The sequence below is a fragment of the Pseudomonas sp. P4_B4 genome, assembly GCF_056402255.1.
On sequence record NZ_JBFUHS010000006.1, the window covers coordinates 262237 to 286642 of the forward strand.

18 protein-coding genes and 3 pseudogenes are annotated in these 24406 nt (G+C 59.9%); 11 read left to right on the plus strand and 10 right to left on the minus strand.

Translation table 11 applies throughout. From position 1 onward, the window contains the following. The first annotated feature begins 31 nt into the window (after positions 1-31). From AC1DVE_RS09950 to AC1DVE_RS09965, 4 genes and pseudogenes are all read left to right on the plus strand, one after another. Positions 32-1066, plus strand: coding sequence for a GlxA family transcriptional regulator (locus tag AC1DVE_RS09950; protein WP_223459978.1), 1035 nt, complete (start codon positions 32-34; stop codon positions 1064-1066). A 96-nt stretch (positions 1067-1162) separates the two neighbouring features. Beyond that, the gene (locus AC1DVE_RS09955; RefSeq protein WP_223459976.1) at positions 1163-2314 is read left to right on the plus strand and encodes an MFS transporter; all 1152 of its coding nucleotides are present in this window, start codon (positions 1163-1165) and stop codon (positions 2312-2314) included. A 193-nt stretch (positions 2315-2507) separates the two neighbouring features. Next, positions 2508-3095, plus strand: a pseudogene (locus AC1DVE_RS09960) (dimethylsulfonioproprionate lyase family protein). Beyond that, entirely contained in the window at positions 3082-4053 is a 972-nt protein-coding gene (locus AC1DVE_RS09965) for an ornithine cyclodeaminase family protein (RefSeq protein ID WP_223459974.1), read from the plus strand. The pseudogene AC1DVE_RS09960 and the gene AC1DVE_RS09965 overlap by 14 nt, the downstream one beginning before the upstream one ends. Here the strand turns inward: AC1DVE_RS09965 and AC1DVE_RS09970 are convergent. The 6 genes and pseudogenes from AC1DVE_RS09970 to AC1DVE_RS09995 form a co-directional block, all read right to left on the minus strand. Continuing rightward, a complete protein-coding gene (locus tag AC1DVE_RS09970; protein WP_223459972.1) occupies positions 4050-4571 on the minus strand; it encodes a TetR/AcrR family transcriptional regulator in 522 nt (173 codons plus the stop codon). The genes AC1DVE_RS09965 and AC1DVE_RS09970 overlap by 4 nt on opposite strands. Before the next feature lie 174 nt (positions 4572-4745). Then, positions 4746-5795, minus strand: a complete 1050-nt coding sequence (locus tag AC1DVE_RS09975; protein WP_223459970.1) for a patatin-like phospholipase family protein — start codon at positions 5793-5795, stop codon at positions 4746-4748. A gap of 109 nt (positions 5796-5904) precedes the next feature. Further along, complete coding sequence (locus tag AC1DVE_RS09980) at positions 5905-9099, minus strand: adenylate/guanylate cyclase domain-containing protein (RefSeq protein WP_223533759.1); 3195 nt, start codon at positions 9097-9099, stop codon at positions 5905-5907. Between the two features lie 123 nt (positions 9100-9222). Further along, positions 9223-9363: pseudogene (locus AC1DVE_RS09985) on the minus strand (zinc-ribbon domain-containing protein); the annotation flags it as partial. A 150-nt stretch (positions 9364-9513) separates the two neighbouring features. Beyond that, on the minus strand, positions 9514-9804 hold the full coding sequence (locus AC1DVE_RS09990; protein WP_317850431.1) for a hypothetical protein: 291 nt from the start codon (positions 9802-9804) through the stop codon (positions 9514-9516). 92 nt (positions 9805-9896) lie between these two features. After that, the gene (locus AC1DVE_RS09995; RefSeq protein WP_223533755.1) at positions 9897-10343 is read right to left on the minus strand and encodes a VOC family protein; all 447 of its coding nucleotides are present in this window, start codon (positions 10341-10343) and stop codon (positions 9897-9899) included. Between the two features lie 407 nt (positions 10344-10750). On the opposite strand from AC1DVE_RS09995, the gene AC1DVE_RS10000 reads away from it, so the two are divergent. The 4 genes and pseudogenes from AC1DVE_RS10000 to AC1DVE_RS10015 all read left to right on the plus strand — a co-directional run bounded on the left by AC1DVE_RS10000 (position 10751) and on the right by AC1DVE_RS10015 (position 14939). Further along, the gene (locus AC1DVE_RS10000; RefSeq protein WP_223533756.1) at positions 10751-11623 is read left to right on the plus strand and encodes a GNAT family N-acetyltransferase; all 873 of its coding nucleotides are present in this window, start codon (positions 10751-10753) and stop codon (positions 11621-11623) included. Further along, positions 11623-12516: an allantoinase PuuE gene (gene puuE / locus AC1DVE_RS10005; protein WP_223459961.1), complete on the plus strand. Its 894-nt coding sequence runs from the start codon at positions 11623-11625 to the stop codon at positions 12514-12516. The genes AC1DVE_RS10000 and puuE overlap by 1 nt, the downstream gene beginning before the upstream one ends. A 242-nt stretch (positions 12517-12758) precedes the next feature. Next, positions 12759-13790: pseudogene (locus AC1DVE_RS10010) on the plus strand (IS110 family RNA-guided transposase). 276 nt (positions 13791-14066) lie between these two features. Further along, entirely contained in the window at positions 14067-14939 is an 873-nt protein-coding gene (locus AC1DVE_RS10015) for a LysR family transcriptional regulator (RefSeq protein ID WP_223459959.1), read from the plus strand. Between the two features lie 236 nt (positions 14940-15175). Here AC1DVE_RS10015 and AC1DVE_RS10020 read toward each other — a convergent pair whose 3' ends face one another. Then, a complete protein-coding gene (locus AC1DVE_RS10020) occupies positions 15176-16540 on the minus strand; it encodes an MFS transporter (RefSeq protein WP_223543134.1) in 1365 nt (454 codons plus the stop codon). Positions 16541-16610: 70 nt separating this feature from the next. After that, positions 16611-17807, minus strand: a complete 1197-nt coding sequence (locus AC1DVE_RS10025; protein ID WP_223533475.1) for a fumarylacetoacetate hydrolase family protein — start codon at positions 17805-17807, stop codon at positions 16611-16613. A gap of 121 nt (positions 17808-17928) precedes the next feature. Between AC1DVE_RS10025 and AC1DVE_RS10030 the strand changes: the two genes are divergently transcribed. From AC1DVE_RS10030 to AC1DVE_RS10040, 3 genes are all read left to right on the plus strand, one after another. Beyond that, on the plus strand, positions 17929-18888 hold the full coding sequence (locus tag AC1DVE_RS10030) for a LysR family transcriptional regulator (RefSeq protein WP_223533476.1): 960 nt from the start codon (positions 17929-17931) through the stop codon (positions 18886-18888). Positions 18889-19053: 165 nt separating this feature from the next. Then, positions 19054-20601 (plus strand): UxaA family hydrolase, encoded by a 1548-nt coding sequence (locus AC1DVE_RS10035; RefSeq protein ID WP_477783902.1) that lies wholly within the window; start codon positions 19054-19056, stop codon positions 20599-20601. 72 nt (positions 20602-20673) lie between these two features. Then, positions 20674-22254 (plus strand): aldehyde dehydrogenase (NADP(+)), encoded by a 1581-nt coding sequence (locus AC1DVE_RS10040; RefSeq protein WP_223533478.1) that lies wholly within the window; start codon positions 20674-20676, stop codon positions 22252-22254. A gap of 141 nt (positions 22255-22395) precedes the next feature. Here AC1DVE_RS10040 and astA read toward each other — a convergent pair whose 3' ends face one another. Together astA and ctlX are read right to left on the minus strand one after the other, a co-directional pair. Further along, positions 22396-23430 (minus strand): arginine N-succinyltransferase, encoded by a 1035-nt coding sequence (gene astA / locus AC1DVE_RS10045; RefSeq protein ID WP_223458369.1) that lies wholly within the window; start codon positions 23428-23430, stop codon positions 22396-22398. After that, the gene (ctlX, locus tag AC1DVE_RS10050; RefSeq protein ID WP_223533479.1) at positions 23427-24365 is read right to left on the minus strand and encodes a citrulline utilization hydrolase CtlX; all 939 of its coding nucleotides are present in this window, start codon (positions 24363-24365) and stop codon (positions 23427-23429) included. The genes astA and ctlX overlap by 4 nt, the downstream gene beginning before the upstream one ends. Positions 24366-24406 lie beyond the last annotated feature (41 nt).

A 24406-nucleotide genomic window follows, 5' to 3' on the forward strand; every position in this document is an offset into this window, starting at 1 on the left:
TAGCTATTGGTAAAGGTGTCAAAGAGGATTTATGCCATTCGTATTCGAGAGCGTGCTTAAAGACAAGAACATGGGGTACTCCTATACGGCGCAGAAACCATTAATGCCGCAGGCGGTGACTCGTGTAGCTTTCGTGCTTTTGAACAATTTCTCGATGATGTCGTTCACCGGTGCTATCGATGCGCTGGTGACCGCCAACCTGATTAGCGAGACACCGGCGTTTGAGGTGTTGACGGTCGGCATCAAGAACCGTCTGGTGATGAGCGATCTGGGAATCGCAATTTCAGCGGACCTGGAGTTATCCCAACTACCGGATCGTATCGACGTTCTCATTGTCGCTGGTGGTTTGCGAGTGAAGCTGATGAGCGACCCGCTGTTACGGCGCAAGCTACGTAACGTCGCATCTCTTGGCGCGACCATGGGCGGTTTGTGGAATGGTGCGTTTTTTCTGGCGGAAGCTCAGTTAATGGACGGTGTCGAGTGTGCCTTCCATCCAGATGGGCGAGCGATGATGGAGGATGTTTTCCCCAAAGTCCTGGTCACTTGTCGGACTCACGTATTAGATAGAAACCGTATCACATGCGCCGGCGCCAGCAGTTCGTTACGAATGATGCTGGAGCTCATCACCGCTAAACAAGGCGTGTCGCTGACGCACGCTGTCGAGGAAATACTCAGTTGCGATCAAACCGCTGAAGTCTCCGGGATATCGACTGTCATCGTTGACACTGACCCCACCTTGCCACAAACCCTGAAGCTCGCTTTAGAACTGATGCAAAAGAACATCGAAGAGCCACTATCGATCGACGAACTGGCTGAATGTGTGAAAATCTCCCGACGACAATTGGAGCGGCGCTTCTGCCGTTTCGTGGGCGCCACGCCCACACGCTACTACCTCGAGCTGCGCTTGACTCGAGCGCGACAGCTTATTCTGCAGAGCAATCGGCCGATCACCGATATCGCGATTGCGACCGGCTTCTGTAGTTTCGCCAACTTCCATATGCGCTTTCGTGACTTCTTTGGCGTAGCGCCAAGCAGCTATAGAGCAACGTATGAGCGCAGGCGTTAAGTTTCGAAACCCGGGCACGCGAAAAACATACGAAACCCGCACTGCCTAAGCCGAGTAAACGATGGCTAGCATCATCGATAAGGATTACCGAGAATTATGAATGCTCCATCGCCGGTGTTATTACCCACGGCTAACCACAGCGAGCGGATGTCTACACGCATTGCCTTCCTCATCGCGGGCTTACTCATGTCCGCTTGGGCGCCTCTGGTTCCATTGGTTAAAGCACGCGCCGGCCTGGACGATGGTGGCCTGGGGTTGCTGCTGCTTGGCCTTGGCGGTGGATCTATTGTGGCCATGCCCTTCGCTGGGTATCTCACTGCACACTATGGATGCCGACCGGTCGTAATCTGGGCGACGATTGTCTTGTGTGCCGTTCTTGCGCTGTTGAGCACCTTGGTGTGGCTGCCGGGTCTGGTCATCGCTGTCATTATCTTCGGCGCCAGCATGGGCATGCTTGATTGCGCCATGAACATACAGTCCGTCATCGTCGAGAAAAACAGCGGGCAGGCACTTCAGTCCGGCTTCCATGGCCTTTACAGCGTCGGAGGCATATTGGGCGCCGGGGCGATGACCGCTCTGCTGACCTTGGGCCTGCATCCTTTGATTGCTGCGCTCTGCATCGTTGCCACCGTTTTGGGAGCGCTTTACAAGGCAGCGCCTGCTTTTCTGACTTATGGCACTGAACGGGGTGGACCAATGTTCGCGGTGCCCAGGGGTATCGTGCTGTTTTTAGGGGCGCTCTGTTTCATCGTCTTCCTCACTGAAGGCGCAATCCTCGACTGGAGCGCGGTTTTCCTTGTCTCGAGCCGAGGGTTAGAGCCGAGCATCGCCGGCTTGGGCTACGCATCCTTCGCCGCCGCGATGACGGTGGGCCGCCTGACAGGAGATGCCATCGTCAGCAAACTAGGCGGCGTGCGCGTCGTTGCGCTTGGCGGACTCTGCGCAGCCGCAGGCATGATCGTGTCGCTTGGAATCAATGGCTGGGCCGCGTCCTTGATTGGCTACGCTCTGGTCGGTGCTGGATGCTCAAACATTGTCCCTGTGCTCTTTACCGCCGTGGGCCGCCAGCAACGTATGCCACAGGCAGTAGCCATCCCCGCTGTCATCTCGATGGGCTACGCGGGGATTCTGATCGGTCCCGTATTTATCGGGGCGGTCGCCCATCTGAGCACCTTGTCATTCGCTCTTGGCTGCGTGATTGTTTTGCTGGTTTTTGTCAGTGCGACAGCTCGATTACTTCGCAATTAACCGAATCGTTTCAGGCGCGATTTCAGCATTGGCCATTGCGAATCGAGCTCAATCGTTCAGAAAGCCAAGAGACAGCTCGATGGATGGATCACTGAATTCTCAAAGTGACCTGCCTGGTATGTTCAAGAGGTAAAAGGTGATGCAGTCGTACTCACAGATGTCGGAACAAGCACTCCTGATACAGGGAGTGGTGATGCGGGAGGCACTCCTGCGAATCCTGGCCCGGTATTCTCAAGTGAGTGGTGTTGATGGCGTGGATACAGAAATCTGTGTTCGCTCCTTGAGCAATGCGCGCCTGGACATCGGCTTGCCTCCGTTCTCGGGCACTTCCCTGCCCGCTTGCCTGGAGCCCACGGTAGCGCGGGCATTGGCGGATGCTCCCCGAACGAATCGGGACTTCAAGATTCTGCTATCGGCTCTTGAGACCCTGTTGTCCAGTAGTCGCTGGATAAAGCGATCCGCTTCAGAAGGGGACGATGATGCGTTTGAAGAAAGGCACCGACATGCGCTGATTCTCGGCAAGGGCGCACTGCTTGAATGTTCAACTTTTACAGTGGGGCTGGCGGTAATGGAGCCCGAACTTTGCTATCCGTACCACAAGCATCCTCCGGCAGAGTTTTATGTCGTTTTATCGGAAGGTTACTGATACCGAAAAGATGTCGGCTGGTGGAATCCCGGGCCGGGCGGCGTAGTGTTCAACCCACCATCGGCTGTCCATTCCATGAGGTCAACCGACAAGCCGTTGCTGGCACTTTGGGGACTTTCCCATGCAGTGGATTGATGCACCGACAATCAGCAGACTGCTCGACTATCCAAGCTTATGTGCCGCTTTTGCCCAGGCACATAGAGAGCCGCTGCCCGTCATCGCCGATCTATGCCTTGAGCACCCTGGTAGCGCTGATCGTTTCATGTTGCGCTCCGCTTGGAGCGAACGGCAAATGGTGGGAGTGAAGCTTGCCACCGAGTTTCCTGGCAACCAGCACCGACACCCGGCCTCCCCTTCGATACAAGGCGTCTATGTTGCGTTTGATGGCATCACCGGCGCCCCTATATTCGTTGCTGATGGCGCGGCCCTTACGGCCCGCAAGACTGCTGCCGACTCGGCCCTGGGACTTGATCTGCTTGCGCGCCAGGATGTCCGAACGATGCTGATGGTCGGTGCCGGTGACATGGCAGGCCCACTGATCGAGGCATTCACCGCGTTGAGACCCTCGTTGCGCCAGGTTTTTATCTGGAACCGCACGCGACCTCGCGCAGAGAAGCTGGCTGCCGACCTTCAAATCCGCGACGTTGAACTCACTGTTGTCGATGATCTAGACGCGGCATTACCTGCGGCTGAAGTTATCTGCGCCGCAACCATGAGCGACCAGCCTTTGATCCGTGGCGCCCAGGTTGCTCCTGGCACGCATGTCAATCTGGTGGGTAGTTGGCTGCCGCACATGCGTGAGGCCGATAACGATGTTCTGATTCGCGGCCAACTCTATGCGGACTTTCGACCGACTGCTCTGGCAAGTGGCGAGCTCCAACTTCCGTTAGCAACTGGCGTGATCTCGGTCGACGATATAATTGGCGATCTCTTTGATCTGTGCGGTGGTGGTCCGCCTTGCTTCACTACAGATCAGATCACTGTGTTCAAGAATGCCGGGGGAGCCCACCTTGACCTGTTTACGGCTCAACTACTGGCGAGACGAATGGGAATCGAACAAGCGGTGCGACGGGTCGGAAACGAGTCCACCTAGCCCTTGCTCGCGCCTCGAAGAAAAGACATTTCGATCAGTGCCACCATCCCCGACCGAGCCACACGGCCACGGCGCTCAGCATCCACCAGCCCGAACAGTATGGAAGCGAAGATCTCCGACAGCACGGGGGCGGCGATATCGATTCTGAACACACCCTCCGTCTGACCTCTCAGAAAAAACGCATCCAGTGCATCCGAGTAAGGCAACCAGCGATTACCTGCTTCTCCGTCCAGTGAGTCGGGACGCCATTGAACGATGAGGAAGACCATTAGCTCACGGTGCGTCAAGTGTTGCTCAATGAGTTTGTGTAGAGCGTCAAGCGCTGGTGACTTTACAAGGTCCGCAGCAGCAATCGCTCGCTCCATCACCTCTGAGGCGTAATTCATCAGCATCTCGATAAGGTTATCTCGAGTGCCACAGAAGCGGTTCAGGGTCGCTTTGCTCACCCCGGCGGCTTGGGCGAGGTCTTTGAAAGTGCCTCGGGGACGATCAACGATGGCGATATCCAAAGAGCCCATGCAGGAGCAATCCAGCCCGGGGATTTGAGGCCACAACGCAAGTATTGCGTCGATTGACAGCGCTGGGGCTCGGCTAACCGACCCCAGCTTTATTTTTAGCAGGCTCAGCAGCAACCTTCCTGCCCTCAAGTGTTGGGCAGACGCCATCCACCTTTTCCCGTCTCATGGTAGCGTTCAAAGAAACTCCTTTCGGATGTCGATACTCGACCGTTCGCCAATATCCCGATAGTTCTCTGTGAGCCACGCCTCGGCCTCGCGTCGTCCGTTGTCGCGCAGTCCGCAAAGGAAGTCCCAGCCCGCGTTGTACTTGCTGGACACGGTGAGCGCGCACATCGCTTCGTCGGACCGAATGGAATGGATCAGCATCTCCTTCATCTCGTCGCAATCGACCTTGCCTTGCTGGATGAGGTCGGTGACAAAGGCGATGGTGCGCATCTCACGCATCAGCGACGAATTGAAGCTGATTTCATTGATGCGATTAAGGATATCGGCAGCGGTAGTGGGCACGCCCGGGCGAACGAGCGGGTTGATATGGACGATCACTACATCACGTGTATTGCAGTGGTAGATCAATGGGAAAATGGCCGGGTTTCCCATATAGCCGCCATCCCAGTAGTGCTGACCTTCGATCGTGATCGCCTGGAACAATGTCGGCACACAGGCCGAAGCAAGCACCGCTTTGGCGCAGACGTCCTCGCCCGAGAAGATGCGTATCTTCCCCGTCTCGACATTGGTCGCGCACAGATAGAGATGGAGCGGGCATTGCTTTCGCAAGGCGGCGAAATCGACCTGACTCTCCAGCACCTCTCGCAGCGGATTCAAGTTGTGGCGATTGAACTGGTAAGGCGAGAAGATACGAAGCGCCACGTCCGCGAACGCGTACATGGGCGAATGGTCCAGACCGAAGCTGTGCGTCCCTTTCAGCCATGGCGTCCAGCGCAACGGGTTATGACGCTCGGCGGACTGCGCCACGGCGTACCAGAAATCGTGCAGCGCCTGGCGCGCGCCGGCCTCCTCACCCTGCAGCATGCCGTAGGCCAGCACGACGGCATTCATCGCGCCGGCACTGGTTGCGCTCACCCCTTCAATGGCAAGCCTGCCGTCCTCGAGCAATCGATCGAGCACGCCCCAAGTGAACGCGCCGTGCATCCCGCCGCCCTGCAAAGCCAGCGCGACCGGCTTACGCTCATCACTGCCCCGACGCGCTCCGTTCTTCGTAGTCATTCTTGGACTCCAAGCCGGTGCTGAGCGGCATCGGGCGCTTGGTGCGGTGCTTCGCCCCGTTACGCACTTACCGACGACACACCGATGCTCGATTCAGCGCCATGCGTCATCAATCGTTCACCCCCCCGCATGGTGCCCATGCATCGAGCAGCGCCTTGGTTTGTAGCAAATCAACGCTGTCGAAGCCTTCGGTGAAGAAGCTATAGATGTCGGCCAGCATTTGCCTCGCCGCCTCCTTGTCTCGTGCTTCCCATAACTGAGCAAGGCTCACTGTGGCTCGTAGCTCGAGTGACTTTGCCCCTTGTTGTCGAGCGACCAAGATCGCCTTTTGAAAGCATGCTTGCGCTTCCTGCTGCACGGAAGAATCCTGTCTGTCTTCGCTCTGACATTGGAGGCTAAGAGCTCCCTTGAGCCGGTACAGTTCTGCTTCGTAAAAGTGCTCGCCTGTTCTGTTCACCATAGCCAGAGCGCCGATCACGACATCCAATCCTGCCTGCGGTTGCCCGGAGCGCCCGTGAGCTGCGGCCAGCAGGGCCAGAAAATAAGAACATCCAAGCTCTGCTCCGGCTGCCTGGTAAGTGGCAATACCCTCGCTTATCTGAGCGATTCCCTCGTCAATGTTTCCCTGCTCGGCACAAGCCCAACCTTGGAGAATAGTCCCCCACGCCAAATAAAACGGAAACCCTCGTTCGAGTGAAAGCTTGATGGCGGCATCAGCACACTCATCGGCGAGTTGTACGTCGTGCCGAAGCTGTCCCAGTATCGACGTAGCCGACAGGGTGAAGGCCAAGCCGAACGGGTCGGAAATCTTATTGGCCAGAGCAAGGGCATCCCGGCCGCGCTTGCTTGCCTGATCGGGGAAACCCAAGAACCAAAGGCACCAGGTCGAAAATGTCAGGGAGTAGCCCGGATCCATACCGTACGTAATGACATGTGTGCGATGACGGTCCGGGTTGTAGAGGACACGCGCCCGCTCCTGGTGCTCAAGTGCATTACGCAGATCACCCTGAAAAAGCAATGTCGCCCCGAGTGCCGCATGGGCTTCCACGAGCAAGTCCGGATCCTGCGCAGTTTGCGCAATACTGAACAATCGTTCACCCAGTTCGCATGCAGTTGAGTATTGCCCGCGCAACTCGTAGTAAGTCCGCAACCCCAGCAGCGCAGGGAAAAGCGAGTCGTCGCCCACTTGCTCGCATAGCGCCAGTGCACGGGTGTAGGTGGCCTCCACCTCGGGCGCACCATAGCCTCGCCCGGCCATCAAGGCCGGCCCCAGGCAGAGCAGCAACGTCAGTTCCTGATGAGCACGCGCGGGCGTGTCGGGCAAATGCTTGAGCAATTCCAGTGCCGCGCCGAGGTGACGCATCGCATCGAGATGGGCGGAATGCTGGAGGGCCTGTTGCCCGGTACGGTGCAAGTATTCCACGGCCTTCGGGACATTGCCGCTCAGCCGATAGTGGTGTGCCAGTTCGCTGCAGTAATCCGCGATGCGATTGGGAAACAGTGCCTCGATGGCCTGCGCCGTGCGTTCGTGCAGTGCGCTACGCCGCTCCATGAGTAGCGAGTGGCCCGCGACTTCCTGGGTAAGCGCATGCTTGAACGAATACTCCACCTCCGGAAATGCGGGCCGCTGGTAAATGAACTCCGCGGCCTCCAGTCGGGCCAGCAGTTCGTGCAAATCGTCGTCCATCCGAGCGACCCGTCCATCACGGATGCGCTGGATCAGACTGAACGGAAACTCCTTGCCGATGACGGCGAGCGTCTGCAGCAATTCCTTTTGCGCTACCGGGAGCCGGTCAATACGGCCGGCGAGCACACCTTGCACGGTGGTGGGAATATGCAGCGCAGCCGGAGTTTGCTCGATCCGGTAACGGCCGGGTTCGCCGAGCAGCGATTTCTCCTCGACCAGCGTTTGGACCACCTCCTCCATAAAGAAAGGGTTGCCTTCCGTCTTCTCCAGGATGAGCTGTTTGAGGGGGACAAGGGTGGGATCGTCCCCAAGCAGAGCCACAAGCAGTCCCTGGGCTTCGGCTGGGCCCAGCGGTTCGAGCCGCAGCTGGCTGCAATGGCCCCCGCGCGTCCAAACAGGCTGATACTCGGGGCGGTAGTTCACGAGGAGCAGAATCGGGGCGCTCGCCACGCGGTCGGTGAGGCACGTGAGGAATGCTTCGGTCTCTCGGTCCAGCCATTGCAGGTCCTCGAACAGCAGCTCGATCGGCTGATCGCGGCTTTCGCGCACCAGAAGTTGCGTAATCGCGTCGAATATTCGATCGTGCCGGATCTGAGGATCCATTTCCGCGAGCGCCGAACTGCGTTCGCCGATACCCAGCAGATAGAGCAGGTAGGGCACGATATCCTCGAAGCCGCGCTCGAGCGTCAGAACCTTGCCCATGACCTTTTCCCGACACCGCCGTTCGTCGTCCAGGGCAGTGATCTGAAAATAGTTTTTCAGAAGCTCGATCAGCGGAAAATAGGCAAAGGCCTTGCCGTGCGACACCGAGAACGTCTCCAGCACCAGACAGCCGCGCCGCGAGCGTTCCTTGAACTCATGGAACAGCCGCGACTTCCCGACCCCGGCCTCGCCTACCACCGCGACGACCTGCCCGTGGCCCGCTTTGACCTGATCGAGCGCCTGATGCAGGAGGTCCAGTTCGACCTGGCGGCCGACGAACCTGGCCAGCCCGCGATGTGCCGCTAGTTGCAGGCGCGTGCGCAGCGCGCCGAGACCCTGCACCTCGTACACGAAGAGCGGCTCCGGGATACCTTTGACCTGGGTGGCCCCCAGAGTCCTGAACTCGAAATAGCCCTCCGCCAGCTTGTGGGTGGACTCGCTCACCAGGATCGACGATGGCGCGGCGATTCCCTCCATCCGGGACGCAATGTGGATCGTGTGCCCGACCGGATCGTAATCGGTGTGCAAATTGTCCGTTCGGATCGAACGCACTACGACCTCTCCGGTGTGGATGCCAACGCGGATTTGCAGCGGAATGCCTTTCTCCAGACGTATGCGGTCGCTATGTCGGTGTATCGCCTGCTGCATGCGCAGCGCCGCATACAGCGCCCGCTGCGGATGGTCTTCATGGGCGATGGGGGCGCCGAACAGCGCGAGGATGCCATCGCCCATCGTCTTGGCCACGTAGCCTTCGTAGTAGTGGACAGCTTCCATCATCAGCGCGACGACGGGCTCGATCAGGCGCTGGGCCTCTTCCGGATCGAGGTCGTGGATCAGCGCCATGGAGCCGGCCATGTCGGCAAACAGCGCCGTGATGGTCTTGCGTTCGCCGGAGGTTTCGCCCCGGGCTTCCATGGCTGCCTGTTCAGCGCGAATGCGTTCGGCAAGGTGGTGGGGCGTGTAATGAATGGGCGCTGGAGAAGGCCCTGTAACAGCTCGGGAGCGCGGTGATGGCGCAGCAGGCGCATCGGTCAGCGGAGCGCCGCATTCACTGCAGAATTTGGCGGTAAGGCCCGCCTCGTGGCCACAGCGCGGACAGCCGCGAGACAGCCTGGCGCCACACGCTTCACAGAAGCTGGACCCGGAAGGATTCTCGAATCCGCAGTTTGCACAGCGCATACGACCTCCTCCCTTGCCTGGTGCCTACTACTTAACATTAGGCGCCGAACCCACTGGCGGCAAGACGCGACCGGACGAGACACTCTCCCCCGGTAGGGGCTTCCTGTCGTTGTGCTCCCATGGCGAGCACCGCAACGCTCACACTCACGCTCAGTCAGAGCCCAGCGCCGTGGGCGTTTTCCGTGCACGCGTCTTGCGCTTGGCTGCCGGAACTTGGCGTACCTGCATCAGTTGCTGCTCCAGCGTGTCTGCTCGGGCCTGCTGCGCCGCGGCGCGTTGCAGGGTTTGGTTGAGCTCGGTTTGAATCGACTCCAGCCGCCATTGCAATTGCTCAACCTGCCGTTCTGCTGTCTTGATTTGGGCGGTCATGGCTTTGCCCGCCTCTCGGGCGTGGTCAACCTCGCGGTGCGCGCGATCCTCCACCCGCAGTTCCAGGTGCATCGGATTTGGCCAGCACGCTTCGTAACCATGATTAGCAACTCGCTGCCCAATGCTGCCTGTTACGGCAACCAGCAAGCGACCATGGCCTGCCGTTAAGCGCGCGGCCCGAGCTCTTGGGCAAGCCCGATCAGAATTCCTTCGGGGCCCCGAATGTAGCAGAGCCTATAGGTGTCTTCGTACTGGACCACTTTGCCGACGAGTTCCGCGCCGCGTTTGTGGAGCCTTGCGAGCGTGTCGTCGATGTCCTCCACGGTGAACATGACGCGTAGGTAACCGAAAGCGTTCACCGGGGCGCTGCGGTGATCGGCGACAACAAGTGGTGCGAGGAATCGGGACACCTCTAGCCGGCTATGACCGTCCGGCGTACGCATCATGGCAATCTCGACGCGCATGTCGCGCAATCCAGTGACGCCATCTGCCCAGTCTCCTTCGATTGGGGCGCGCCCCTCGAGCTCGAGGCCAAGTTCGGTGAAGAACTCAATGGCGGCGTCAATGTCTTCTACAACGATGCCGACGTTGTCCATACGCTTGACCGTCATGATGTCTCCTTGGCACCTAACGTCATAGTAGCCGAGCCCCTAGCTTGGCATTCCCAAGTTAGACGACGAAATAAACTGGACCAGCGGGTCCGATAGAAACTGCGAGACGCGGCGCAGCTTTATGAACGCCAGCCCACCACGGGCGATCCAGTTAATGCGCGTGAGGGCGTTCATAGGGGCGCTCGTCTTAGCACCGCGGTCTGTCTGATACGTCGCGTCGTCTGCATCGCGGGCAGGCCCGGCTCCTGCGGGTGCATGTTCCACCCTCGCTGACAGCAACCGGGCCTCGCGCTCAGGACAGTTCAATGGCGACGAACATGTTCTGCAGGTGACGTGACGACCTGGATCAATACTCGGGTTGAAGCTATACCGAAAGGGTTCAATTAGCGACTGAGGAGAACTTCGCGGTGTCGAATCAGCTGGTCATACGCAACATGACCCGTCCCGAGCTGGACGAGCTCGTCGATTGGGCTGCCCGTGAGGGTTGGAATCCCGGCCTTCACGATGCCGAGCTGTTCTGGGCTACGGACCCTGCCGCCTTCATCGCGGCGTCCCGGGGCGGCGAATTGATCGGCGGCGGTGCCATCACCTCCTACAATGGCGAATTCGGTTTCATGGGTTTTTTCATCGTCCGGCCTGAATATCGTGGTCAAGGTCTGGGTAATACCCTCTGGCACGCACGCCGCGAGCGACTCCTCGCCCGCCTGCGCCCAGGCGCGAGCATCGGCATGGACGGCGTCTTCACGATGCAGGACTACTACGCCAAGGGTGGTTTCGTCTTCTCCCATCGCAATATGCGTTTTCGTGCCAGGACCACCGAACGCCCGACGATCTCGCAGGTGGACGACCAGGACATTGTCCCGTTGGCCACCTTCCCGTTCGATCAAGTTGTCGATTACGACCGCACCTGCTTCCCCGCCGCACGCGCAAGCTTCCTGAGCGGGTGGATAGCCCAAGCCGATGCACTCGCCGTAGGTTGCCAGCGCGAAGGCAGGCTAAGCGGCTATGGCGTAGTAAGGCGCTGCCGGGAAGGCTACAAGATCGGCCCCTTGTTCGCCGATGACGCCCTGGCAGCCAATGCCCTCTACGCGCGCCTGGCGGAATTTGCCGAGGGTGGCCCGCTGTTTCTCGATGCCCCGGAGAATAACCCCGCCGCGATGGCGCTCGTGCACCAACAGGGCATGATCGAGGTTTTCGGCTGCGCACGCATGTACCTCGGCCCTCCTCCGGCGATCGCGCACGAACGTGTGTTCGGCGTCACGACCTTCGAGCTGGGCTGATGTCCGCTCGCGACCTTATCGGGTATGGCGGCTGCCCACCCCACCCGCGATGGCCCGGTGAAGCGCGCGTCGCGGTCCAGTTCGTACTCAACATCGAAGAAGGCGCGGAGTCATGCATCCTCAATGGCGATGCGCAGTCGGAGGCCTGGCTTCACGAGCTACCGGGCCGCCCGCCGCGTGTGGGGGAAGCGGACTTGAGCGTCGAGGGCATGTACGAATACGGATCGCGCGCAGGTGTTTGGCGCATTCTGGAGCTGTTCAGCGCCCGAGGCCTGCCGCTGACCGCCTTCGCCGTCGGCCGGGCACTGGAACTCACCCCGGCGATTGGCCATGCGCTCTGCGCTGCCGGGCATGAGATTGCCGGGCATGGCTACCGTTGGCTGGACTATCGCGACATGCCTGAAGACCAGGAGCGGCGCCATATCCGCCTCACCCTCGACGTGATCGAGCAGATCTGCGGTAAACGCCCCACAGGTTGGTACACAGGAAGGGTCAGCCAGAACACCCGTCGCCTGTTGCGTGAGGAAGGTGGGTTTCTCTATAGCTCAGACGCCTACAACGATGATCTGCCCTATTGGCTCCCCGGCTCGCCCGCCCACCTGGTGATCCCTTACACACTGGTCAACAACGACGCCCGCTATCTGCTGCCGAATGGTTTCGCCTGCGGTGAAGACTTCTTCCGGCTGCTCAAGGATGCTTTTGACCTGCTGTGGCAGGAGGGCGCGCAACACCCGAAGATGATGAGCGTCGGCCTGCATGGGCGGATCAGTGGCCATCCTGGTCGTGCGATGGCGCTGGCGCGCTTTCTCGATTACGTGCAAGGCCACGACGCGGTGTGGATCTGCCGGCGCGAAGAGATTGCCAGGCACTGGATAGCCCAATTCCCCGCCTGAGTGGTAAGTGGTCCGGAACGGCCTGAACCACGCTGGCGTACCAACATCACCCGTTCTGCAGCAGGCGCTCTGCTCCTCCTCGAATACCGCTCTCGGACGCATACTTTTCTGCTGCGCAAACCATGGTCGACTTTTTCAACAGAATCGGCCAGAAGCAATGGGATGGACTCCTCCTCACCTCGGCATCTTGAGTGCCAGACTGAAGGTGCGAACCACAGTCAACCGTGAGAAGGAGTCCACACATGAAGCTTATGCGCATTGGGGTCGACCTGGCCAAGAACGTGTTTCAGATCCACGGCGTGGATTGTCATGAACAACCCATCTGGCGGCAATGCCTACCGCGTGATCGCTGGCTGCAAACGGTGCTGGAGAAAATCGAACCCGGCTGTGAAATCGGTATGGAGAGTTGCGGTGGAGCCCATCATTGGGCGCGACAACTACAGGCACGCGGATTTCGGGTGAGACTGATCGCGCCGCAGTTCGTCAAACCATACGTCAAGAGCAACAAGAATGACGCCAACGATGCCGAAGCAATCTGTGAGGCAATGAGCCGTCCCAGCATGCGCTTCGTCGCCGTCAAGACCATCGAACAACAGGATATCCAGGCGACGCATCGCATCCGGGCCGGCTTAATCGAACAGCGGACGGCCAAAGCCAATCAGATTCGTGGGCTGATCGCCGAGTACGGCCTCGTTGCTCCGAAGGAGTTGCTGATGCTGCGTCGCGCCATACCGTGCTGGTTGGAAGAGGCGGATAACGGTTTGACGGTACGTTTTCGTCGTCTACTGGATGGCTTGTGGGGCGACCTTCGCACACTGGATGAACGCGTGGGCGAACTCGACAGCGAGATATCGGCAATCGCGGCAAGTGAACCAACGGCCGTTCGCTTGCAGCAGCTGCGCGGGGTCGGCCCGATGATAGCCACCGCACTCGTTGCTGCCATTGGTGATGCCCGACAGTTTGCCAATGGCCGGCAGTTGGCCGCCTCGTTAGGGCTGACGCCGAGGCAACACAGCTCCGGCGGCAAGGATCGACTGCTGGGCATCAGCAAACGTGGCGATGCTTATCTGCGAACGCTGATGATCCATGGTGCACGATAGGCACTACGCACGGCCAAATTTAAAGATGACCGGCTCAGCCAGTGGGCTGTCCGTTTAGCTGAGCGCTCGCATCCTAATGTGGCGGCTATTGCGCTAGCCAACAAAACTGCGCGCAAGGCTTGGGCGATGCTACGCAATGGCACTGATTACCAAGCGGATCGGGCAGCGGCCTGACCCATTTATCCAAGGAGAAGCACCTCTACACCACGATTGCGAAGCAACCCGAACAATGGCAAACCGGTCGAACCGGCGTCGGAAAAACCCTCTAATGACCAGGTGCGTAAAGCACGTAGAAGCAATTGGGAGCCGACGCGCGAATAGCCCATCATGGCCCTGCATCGAATCGATACTGAAATCAGAGGCCGAATATACGTGTGCAGTCGGCACGGGCGCCAAAGCGAAGGGGGCTTGCAACGAGGAGGAGTCCATATACAGCTAGTGGGAAACGTAATGACTTCGACACTGATCGATCCGTTGCTGCTCAAGAGTTTCGTCGCGGTGGTAGAGAGCGGCAGCTTCACCCGCGCCGGTGAGCGCGTGCACCTGAGCCAGTCGACCATCAGCCAACAGTTGAAGCGCCTTGAGGAGCAACTCGGCTGCGAACTGCTCAATCGCAGCGGGCGCTACGTCGTCACCACCGAGAACGGCGAGCGCTTGCTCGGCTATGCGCGCCGGATCCTGGGGCTGATGGAAGAGGTGGTGGAAGAGTTACGCAAGGGCCACGCCCAGGGCGAAGTGCATATCGGCGTGCCAGAAGACTTTGCGTCAGACTTGCTGACGCCGACGCTTGGCGCCTTCGCACGCGCACACCCGTCGATAAGGCTTGAGATCAGCAGTGGGCTCAGCAACACGCTATGGCAACAGTTTTGTGCAGGCGACTACGACCTGGTGCTGGTCAAACAGCGCCCGGGACAGGTTGTGGGGCACGCTGCCTGGCCCGAACCGCTCGCCTGGTTCGACAGCCTCAGCGAGCCGACGTACGAGCGCGACCCGCTGCCACTGGTGGTGTTTCCGGTTGGCGGCTTGTATCGCGATGAGATGATCCACGCGCTCGAGAGCGCCGGCCGACGCTGGAGCATCGGCTACAGCAGCGCAAGCCTGGCGAGCGTGCGCTCAGCGGTCGCCGATGGTCTCGGCGTCAGCGTGCTCCCCTCGCGACTTGCCCTGCCCGGCCACCGACGGTTGGGCGTAGCCGAGTCCTTCCCCGAACTGGCGGCACTGGAAATCGCGCTACACCTGCGCCCCGACGCACCACGGCGCGTGATCGATCTGGCTGAACAGCTGACAAGGCTATGCGCCCAGGTGACTGGTCACGTTGGCTGACGTGCCCAAAAAACACATTGGGGTGCGGCGTCCGTAGCGCTCTCGATAACCAGACCGTTGCACGTGAAAAAGGTTGGCCGCAAAGTAGCGATGCACATGAGGTTCGCGCAAGCGGGTGACGCCATTGCCCATGTCCTGTTTTTCGTACCCGTCATCCCCCATGCGACGGGCAAAAAAAACCGAAGCCTTTGACAGGCTTCGGCTGTTGTTATCGGTCTATTGTCGACCCGGTGATCTCAAGGGTTCGAAGATGCCTGGGCATTACCCGCCACCCCGTCCAGCGGGCCTTGATCGACCAGCAGTTGCCCCTTCGGCACGCGCAACGTCCATAGCAGGTAAACCCCTACCAGCCCGGCTGCCGACAGCGACAACATCCCCGCCCGGGGATCGGTGAACCAGACCTCCATATGGGCCTTGAGCATCGGCGCGACGAAGCCGCCGATGTTGCCCATGGAACCGATCAGGGCAATACCGCCCGCAGCGGCGACCCCACCGAGGTAACCGGTCGGCAGCGTCCAGAACAGTGGTTGAACGGTCACGAAACCCGCCGCTGCAAAACAGAAGGCCAGCAGCACCGGGGCAAAGCTGTTGAGCAAGGCCGATGCGGCAATACCGAGGGCCGCCATGCCGAGCATGCACATCGCCATTTTCAGATGCGCCCCACGCCGGTCGGCATAGCGAGTCACGAAGTACATGGCGACGGCGGCGCACAACCATGGCAGCGAAATGAACATCCCCACCTTTAACCCGACCGTAGTACCCAACAGCTCGGCGATTCGCGTCGGCAGGTAGAAGATCACCCCGTACACACTGACTTGAACACTGAAGTAGATCAGGATGAACTTGAGCACGCGCTTGTTGCGCACCAGGCCCAACAGGTTGTTCGGGCCATGGGCCAACTTGAGTTTGTCTTCGGCTTCCAGCTCCTGGCTCAGGGCGGCCTTCTCCTCGCGGGTCAGCCAAGGGGCGTCCTGTGGCTTACTCTTGAGGTAGAACAGCGCAATGATCCCTACGACAACCGCCGCCAGGCCTTCCACCAGGAACATCCACTGCCAGTTGGTCAGGTTGAACATGTCGTGCATTTCCAGCAACCAGCCCGACAGTGGACTGCCCAGCATCAAGGCCATTGGCAAGCCGAAGTAGTAGATGCCGATAGCCTGGCCGCGACGCTGGGCCGGAAACCAGTAGGTCAGGTACAGGATCACACCCGGGGAAAAACCCGCTTCAGCCACGCCGAGCAGAAAACGCAGCACATAAAACGTTGTTTCATCCCGGGTGAACATCATGGCGGCAGACACCAGCCCCCAAGTGATCATGATCCGGCTCAGCCAAAGTCGTGCGCCGACCCGGTGCAACATCAGGTTGCTGGGGACTTCAAAGATCGCATAACCGATAAAGAAAATACCCGCGCCCAGGGCGAAGGCGGCATTGCTCAAGCCGACATCGGTCTGCAACGCCGCCTTGGCGAAGCCGACATTGGAACGATCGATCATTGCCAAGGCGAACATCAATGCCAGGAACGGCAACAGCTTCCATCGGCATTTGGCGATGGCGCTCTCGATGGCGGCCGCGTGCTTCGCGCTTGTTGTGTTTTTGCTCATGATTTGTGTGCCTTATTGTTATTGTCCAGCGACCACTGCTTCTAACTGCCAGGAATCTGCGGCAGGTAAATCAGTGGATTGATTTACCTGCCACCAGGCCGCGAAGCGCCAGGTTGCCCATCAATGCGCGCAGGCCGTACGTCCATGGCGTTGCCTGATTGCTGTAGGTGACGCGATTGTGCAGGGTGCCCAGCAACGGACTGCCGATGCTGACGCTATCGCCCTGCTTGTGGGTGAAGCCACTGCCCTGCTCTTCCCGATCCTGAGTCGGCGCAAACAGAGTGCCGAGGAACAGCATGAATCCGTCCGGGTACTGGTGATTGCCGCCTATGGTCTGGGCCACCAGTTCCAGTGGGTCGCGACTGATCTGCGCCATTGAACTGCTACCGCGCAGGACGAAACCGTCATCGCCTTCGACCACCAGGTCGACCACGCACTGGCGCACATCATCCAGAGAAAAGCCTTCATCGAACAGGCGAATGAACGGGCCGATCGCGCAGGACGCATTGTTGTCCTTGGCCTTGCTCAGCAACAAGGCGCTGCGGCCTTCGAAGTCACGCAAATTGACGTCGTTGCCCAGGGTGGCGCCCAGTATCCGTCCATGGCTGTTCACGGCGAGGACGATTTCCGGCTCGGGGTTGTTCCATTTCGATTGCGGATGAATACCCACCTCGCTGCCGCTGCCCACCGAAGCGAGAACCGGCGCCTTGGTGAAGATCTCGGCGTCAGGGCCGATCCCCACTTCCAGGTATTGCGACCACAGGCCCTGCCCGATCAAAACGGCCTTTAGCCGGGCGGCTTCGCTCGAGCCCGGCTTGATCGAACGCAGGTTATCACCGATGGCGGCCTTGACCACGCTGCGCACGCTCTCGGCCTTGACCGCATCGCCCCCGGCCTGCTCTTCAATCACCCGTTCGATCATGCTTGAGGCGAAGGTCACGCCGGCGGCCTTGATCACCTGCAGGTCAGCCGGAGGCAGCAGAAAAGCCTTGTCGGGATCGCAGCCTGCTCCCGTATTGGTCAACAATGCCTCGACACTGCAAATGTATTGACCGCGAGCGCCGCGAACGGCCTCAAGCGGCGAGGCGCTCTCCAGCAGGTCGCTCAAGGTCGGGAATTCCCGGGACAGATCAAACACGCCATCGGCGCGCAGCACCACTGGCGAAGGTCCGGCGGCCTCTCCCGGGACCCAGGCACGACCGATCAGGGTACCTTGCAGTCCATCGATCGGGAGGGTGTTGTCAGGGGTCAATTTCAGTTCGGGCATATGCAGATCCAGGTCAGATTCGATGACGACCGGGCAAAACTAGTGCACGCCGCTGATAAATCCCAATGACATATATTCAGCATTTGATATCGTTTCGTTATCAACCAGACTTGAGCGCCCTATGGAAAACGACGAGATTTCTTACGCCAGCGTCAGCAAATGGCTGAAGATCAAGCACCTGGTGCTGGTCGATACGCTGGCCCGGACCCGCAACATGCACACGACTGCCGAGCTGATGAACCTGACCCAGCCGGCCATCAGCAAGATGTTGCGCGACATCGAACTGTTGCTCGGCTTTGCTCTGTTCGAACGGCAAACCCGCAGCATGGTTCTGACCGAGCTCGGCGAGTTCGTGGTCCGCTATGCGCGGATGACCCTGGACGACACGCAATCGTTCGTCGATCAGTTGAACAAGCTGCGCAAGGGTGGACATGGCCATTTGAAAGTCGGTGCAATTTTCGCCGCGACCTCGGTCGTGTTGCCCGAGGCCATCACCCGGATCAAGCTGGACCGGCCGATGCTGTCCATCGAAGTGATAGAGCAAACCAGCAATCAACTGTTGGAAATGCTCGAGCATAAAAAGCTCGACCTGATCATTGCCCGCTTCACCGACGAACGTTATCAGCAGCCCTTCGAGTTTCGTGCGCTCGGGCCCGAGCCCTTTTGCCTGGTGGTCAACAGTCGCCATCCCCTGGCACAGTTCGATGAAGTGGCGACCGATCAGCTCGGCGATTGGCCCTGGGTCATGTATCCCTTCAATGCCCCTATACGGCGACGGATGGAAAGTGCCTTCACCGAGTTCAACGTACGTACGCCTACAAATACGGTCGAGACCATCTCGATGCCAACCTTTTTGCAACTGCTGCAATCGGGCCCCATGCTCGCGATGTTGCCCGAGTCGATGGTCCAGCCCCAGGTCCAGAGCGGTTTGCTCAAGGTGCTCAACACGCCGTTCAAGGTCGAACCCCAGGACTACGGCATCATCACGCGCAAGGACGAGCCGCTGAGCGAAGCCGCCCGGGAATTCGCCGATACCTTGCTGGAATTCGCCCGGCTGCGACGGGAAGCCGACGACCGTTGAGCGAGGTTTAACTCAAAAAACCTCGAACTAATGAAAAAAGGTTATCGATCAATCCAAAGGTCTCATTAGGCAGCCACCTGCGGCGGCTCTTATAGTGCGGCAACAAAGGTAAGGCGCGGCCCGTTCGCCAGCGACCTCCCACGCTTCATAGCCAGAGAGTTTGCGATGCAATTGATCATGAAAACCGGTGCAGCCGCCGTACTGCGCCTCAATCCTCTGGACGATGTATTGATCGCCCGTCGGCCGTTGCTGGCGGGTGAAGTACTCGAGCAGGAAGGCGTGACCGTGCGCCAGCCAGTACCCGCGGGCCACAAGATCGCCGCACGCCGAGTCGAAGCCGGCCAGCCCTTGCGTCGTTACGGACAGATCATCGGTTTTTCCACCGGGGTTATCGAAGCCGGTGAGYACGTACATGTGCACAACCTGACCATGGGCGATTTCTCCCGTGACTACGCCTTTAGTGTCGACGTGAAATCCAACAGCCCGTTGAACGAAGAGCCGGAGTTCATGGGCATCGTACGAGCGGACGGTCGAGTGGCGACGCGCAACTACATCGGCATTCTGACCTCGGTCAATTGCTCGGCCACTGTAGCCCGCGCCATTGCCGACCATTTCCGCAGGGACATCAATCCTGCCGCGCTGCTGGCGTACCCCAATGTCGATGGCGTGGTCGCCCTGACCCACTCCGCCGGTTGCGCCGTGGACCCCGCCGGCGAAGGCCTGGCCCTGCTGCGCCGGACGTTGGCCGGCTACGCCACTCATGCCAACTTCGCCGCCGTGCTGGTGATCGGGCTGGGCTGCGAAACCAACCAGATCGACGGGTTGCTCAGCACTCAAGGGTTGAGCCGCAGCGCTACCCTGCGCACCTTCAGCATCCAGGACAGCGGCGGCACTTCCAGGGCAGTCGCCAGCGGCATCGCCCAGGTCAAGGCGTTGCTTGAGGAGGCCAACCAGGTCAAGCGTGAACCGGTCAGTGCCAGGCACCTGGTCGTAGGCCTTCAATGCGGCGGCTCGGACGGGTATTCCGGCATCACGGCCAACCCGGCTCTGGGCAACGCCGTGGACCGTCTGGTGGCGTGTGGCGGTACGGCCATCCTTTCCGAAACGCCGGAGATTTATGGTGCCGAACACCTACTGACCCGTCGAGCCGTCAACTGCGCCGTGGGCGAAAAGCTCATCGCCAGGATCCATTGGTGGGAGGCGTATTGCCAACGCATGGGGGCAGAGCTGAACAACAATCCTTCGGCCGGCAACAAGGCCGGCGGCTTGACCACCATCCTGGAAAAATCCCTGGGTGCCGTGGCCAAGGCAGGCTCCAGCAACCTGGTCGAAGTCTATGAATATGCCCAGTTGGTCAAGGCCAAAGGCCTGGTGTTCATGGACACTCCGGGCTATGACCCGGTATCGGCGACAGGCCAGGTGGCCGGTGGCGCCAACCTGATTGCCTTTACCACCGGACGTGGTTCGGCCTACGGTTGCGCTCCCTCACCGTCGATCAAACTGGCGACCAACAGTGCCCTGTGGAACCGCCAGCGCGAAGACATGGACATCAACTGCGGCGAGATCGCCGAAGACACCATGACCATCGAAGAATGCGGTGAAGCCATCTTCAAACTCATGCTGCGCATCGCTTCGGGCGAACGCAGCATGAGCGAGCAACACGGTTACGGGCAGAACGAATTCGTGCCCTGGCAAATCGGCGCAGTCACCTGACCCCCTGCTCTCCTCCCCTATTGCCCTGAAATCCCCGCAAGGGGGATTCGAACATTCTTTCTGGAGCCAGAAATGCCCACGATCATCGGCCACAACTACATCGCCGGTCAGCGCAGTGCTGCCGGCAATATCATCGTTAACAGTGTTGATGCCAGCACGGGCGAAGCGCTGCCTCACGATTTTTACCAGGCCACTCCGGAAGAAGTCGATGCTGCGGCCAAGGCTGCCGCCGCCGCTTACCCGGCCTATCGCAGCCTGAGCGCCGAGCGCCGTGCGCAATTTCTCGACGGGATTGCCGACGAACTCGACGCCCTGGGCGATGAATTCGTCGCCTTGGTCTGCCGCGAAACCGCGCTGCCAGCCGCACGGATTCAAGGCGAGTGCAGTCGCACCAGCGGTCAGATGCGCCTGTTCGCCAAGGTGCTGCGGCGTGGTGATTTCTACGGTGCGCGGATCGATCTGGCCTTGCCCGAACGCAAGCCCTTGCCGCGTCCCGACCTGCGTCAGTACCGCATCGGCCTCGGGCCGGTCGCGGTGTTTGGTGCGAGCAACTTTCCCCTGGCGTTTTCCACCGCCGGCGGCGATACCGCCTCGGCATTGGCCGCTGGCTGCCCGGTAGTGTTCAAGGCCCACAGTGGTCACATGGCCACGGCCGAACTGGTGGCCGACGCGATCATCCGCGCAGCGGAAAAAACCGCGATGCCGGCCGGTGTGTTCAACATGATCTACGGCGGCGGTGTCGGAGAAGCGCTGGTCAAGCATCCGGCCATTCAGGCGGTGGGTTTCACCGGCTCGCTCAAGGGTGGTCGCGCGCTGTGTGACATGGCCGCTGCCCGTCCTCAGCCAATTCCGGTGTTCGCCGAGATGTCGAGCATCAACCCGGTGATCCTGTTGCCCCAGGCCCTGGCAGTGCGCGCCGAAAGCGTGGCCCGTGACCTGACCGCTTCAGTGGTACAAGGTTGTGGCCAGTTCTGCACCAACCCAGGCTTGGTGATCGGTATTCGCTCGCCGCAGTTCAGCGCGTTCGTGCAGCAGGTGGCCGGGCTGATGGGTGATCAGCCGGCGCAAACCATGCTCAATGCTGGCACCTTGAGCAGCTATGGCAAAGGTCTGCAAAAACTGCTCGCTCATCCGGGCATCGAGCACCTCGCCGGCAGTCCGCAGCAGGGCAAACAGGCCCTGCCGCAACTGTTCAAGGCCGATGTCAGCCTGTTGCTCGACGGCGATGAAGTCTTGCAGGAAGAAGTCTTCGGCCCGACCACCGTGTTCGTCGAAGTCGCGGACCAGGCACAACTCAGTGCCGCGTTGAACGCGCTGCACGGGCAGTTGACGGCGACCATCATCGGCGAGCCGGCGGATTTCGAGCAGTTCGTCGAGCTGACAGCGCTGCTGGAACAGAAGGTCGGACGGATCCTGCTCAACGGTTATCCGACCGGTGTGGAAGTCTGTGATTCGATGGTGCATGGCGGGCCGTACCCGGCAACTTCGGATGCGCGCGGAACGTCGGTGGGCACCCTGGCGATCGATCGTTTCCTGCGCCCGGTGTGCTTCCAGAACTACCCCGACTACCTGCTGCCCGACGCCTTGAAAGCTGCCAACCCCCTGGGCATCTCTCGCCTGGTCAATGGCCAGGCTACTCGCGAAGCTCAGTAACACTCGCGGGTTCATCAACGAGGAGCCCGCCAGCGGCTCCTCGTTTCACAGGCGCAGTCGATCGCAGATGCGAAACAATCCATGGGTGCCCGCGAAATAGATGCTGTCATGTCCGCCGGAACAAGCGCGAGAGTTAGTTACCTAAGCCACTGATTGTTGCAAGGCAGGCACTGCCAGACTCACCGCCCGCACCGAAGCCCCCGCACTCAAGCCCAACGCCTTGGCGACTTGAGCGTCGACAATCAGCGTACCGGCTGCAACTCGCGCCGCTGCCGCAGTGATCCGGCAATCGGCAAACTGACGGTTATGAATCAGGTAAGTCGCCGCTTGCTCCCCCGGTGTGCCAATGCTCAGTTGCAGTACCTGGCTATCGCGCACCGCACGAATATCCCCGGTGGCGCATTCGATCAGCGGACCACCGTCGAAGATGTCGATGTAGTCACGATGCTCGAAGCCTTCTGCCTTGAGCATACCCAACGCCGGTTCGGTGTTTGGGTGAACCCTTCCGATGACCGTTCGTGCCGTCTCCGGCAACAGGCAGGTTGGCAGCGGAAACTTGGGCATCAGCTCCGCGATGAAGGTCTTGTTGCCCAGCCCTGTGAGGTAGTCGGCATCGGCAAAATCCATCTTGAAGAAGTGCCGTCCCAGGCCTTCCCAGAACGGTGAAACGCCCTCTTCATCCGAGTAACCGCGCATTTCCGCAATGACCTTGTCACCGAAGCGATCGCGAAACTCCGCCAGAAACAGGAAGCGCGCCTTCGACAACAAACGACCATTCAGACCACTGCGGTGATCGGCGTGTAAGAACAGTGAACACAGCTCGGAATGGCCGGTCATGTCGTTGCCTAGAAACAACGTTGGCAGCTGTTGATTGATACCCAGGTTTTTCGACGCCGCGACGAACAGGCCCAAGCGGTAGTTGTACCAGGGCTCCCGCAGGCCGACAGCACCCGCCAGGGCACAGATACCCAGCGCTTTTTTGTGTTCGTTCTCCAGCACAAACAGGTAATCGGCATCGGCGCGCTCGGCTTCGCCGGCGAAGGTTTTGGCCGCCCATTCCAGGCGCTGGCGCAGTCGCGACGCATCAGCTGGCAAGGTGGTCAATCCGGTGCCGGCACTATGGGCCAAGGCCAGCAGAGCCGGCAGATCGTCAGGCGTTGCAGGGCGGACGATCATCGCACTTGTTCCTGGGTGGACGAATGCTTGGGCAGGAACACCTCGGCCAGCATGCAGCGCGCGCTGCCGCCACCGATGCGCTCGATGGTGTCGATGTTCACCGGCAACGGCGTGGTGTGAGCTTCGATCAAGCGACGCTGATTGGCGTCCAGCGATTGCCAGGCTGTACGCGACATCACCAGCAGCGGTTCGCCCGCTGCGTTGTGCACTTCCAGCATGTTGCCGGCAAAGGATTCCAGCTGCGCCCAGTTCAAGGCGATGACCTGTTTACCGCTGGTTTCGAGTCGGTTACGCAGCGCCGCACTTTCGCCCGGATGGGCCACAGACGCCAGGCAGGCCACCGCCAGGCGGGTGCCGACACTCATCATGACGTTGGTGTGATAAATCGCCACGCCCTGGCGGTCCACCGCGTTGAATGCACACAGTTCATAGCCCAGATGGGTGACCAGCTGATCCAGGGCCCGGGCGTGGGTGCGGGTCGAGTACCCTGCGTAGCAGATCCGCTGTTGCCGATCCAGGACCATGCTGCCGGTGCCCTCCAGGAAAACCTCCTGCTCTTCGAGGCTGGACAGGTCCAGCAACTGCTCGACCCGGTATGCGCCCAGCAACCCGTCAAGTACACCTTTGTCCCGCTCCAGACGCCGGTTGTGGCCCTGCATCGGATACAGGACCAAGGTGCCATCCGGGTGGCTGCTCCACCAGTTGTTGGGGAAGATCGAGTCCGGGGTATGCGGCGCTTCGCGATCGTTATGCACCAGGACTTCAACGTCGTGCCGACGCAACGCGTCAACATAGCCATCGAACTCGGCCAGGGCCTTGAGTTGTACGTCTTCGGCAACGGTTGCCGGACGCTGGAAACGGTTGTTCGCCGCCGTGTCCTGATTGAAGGAGAAACGTGTCGGGCGAATCATTAATACCGTGTTGGTGGTTTGCATGGGCACAGACTCAATGAGGGTCGAGAGAGGCTCATTGTCTG

Bases quoted from the DNA above. Each gene is read 5' to 3' on its own strand.
- AC1DVE_RS09950 (WP_223459978.1), top strand. From the start codon at position 32: ATGCCATTCGTATTCGAGAGCGTGCTTAAAGACAAGAACATGGGGTAC.
- AC1DVE_RS09955 (WP_223459976.1), top strand. From the start codon at position 1,163: ATGAATGCTCCATCGCCGGTGTTATTACCCACGGCTAACCACAGCGAG.
- AC1DVE_RS09965 (WP_223459974.1), top strand. From the start codon at position 3,082: ATGCAGTGGATTGATGCACCGACAATCAGCAGACTGCTCGACTATCCA.
- AC1DVE_RS09970 (WP_223459972.1), bottom strand. From the start codon at position 4,571: ATGGGCTCTTTGGATATCGCCATCGTTGATCGTCCCCGAGGCACTTTC.
- AC1DVE_RS09975 (WP_223459970.1), bottom strand. From the start codon at position 5,795: ATGACTACGAAGAACGGAGCGCGTCGGGGCAGTGATGAGCGTAAGCCG.
- AC1DVE_RS09980 (WP_223533759.1), bottom strand. From the start codon at position 9,099: ATGGAAGCCCGGGGCGAAACCTCCGGCGAACGCAAGACCATCACGGCG.
- AC1DVE_RS09990 (WP_317850431.1), bottom strand. From the start codon at position 9,804: ATGCACCTGGAACTGCGGGTGGAGGATCGCGCGCACCGCGAGGTTGAC.
- AC1DVE_RS09995 (WP_223533755.1), bottom strand. From the start codon at position 10,343: ATGACGGTCAAGCGTATGGACAACGTCGGCATCGTTGTAGAAGACATT.
- puuE (WP_223459961.1), top strand. From the start codon at position 11,623: ATGTCCGCTCGCGACCTTATCGGGTATGGCGGCTGCCCACCCCACCCG.
- AC1DVE_RS10015 (WP_223459959.1), top strand. From the start codon at position 14,067: ATGACTTCGACACTGATCGATCCGTTGCTGCTCAAGAGTTTCGTCGCG.
- AC1DVE_RS10020 (WP_223543134.1), bottom strand. From the start codon at position 16,540: ATGAGCAAAAACACAACAAGCGCGAAGCACGCGGCCGCCATCGAGAGC.
- AC1DVE_RS10025 (WP_223533475.1), bottom strand. From the start codon at position 17,807: ATGCCCGAACTGAAATTGACCCCTGACAACACCCTCCCGATCGATGGA.
- AC1DVE_RS10030 (WP_223533476.1), top strand. From the start codon at position 17,929: ATGGAAAACGACGAGATTTCTTACGCCAGCGTCAGCAAATGGCTGAAG.
- AC1DVE_RS10040 (WP_223533478.1), top strand. From the start codon at position 20,674: ATGCCCACGATCATCGGCCACAACTACATCGCCGGTCAGCGCAGTGCT.
- astA (WP_223458369.1), bottom strand. From the start codon at position 23,430: ATGATCGTCCGCCCTGCAACGCCTGACGATCTGCCGGCTCTGCTGGCC.
- ctlX (WP_223533479.1), bottom strand. From the start codon at position 24,365: ATGCAAACCACCAACACGGTATTAATGATTCGCCCGACACGTTTCTCC.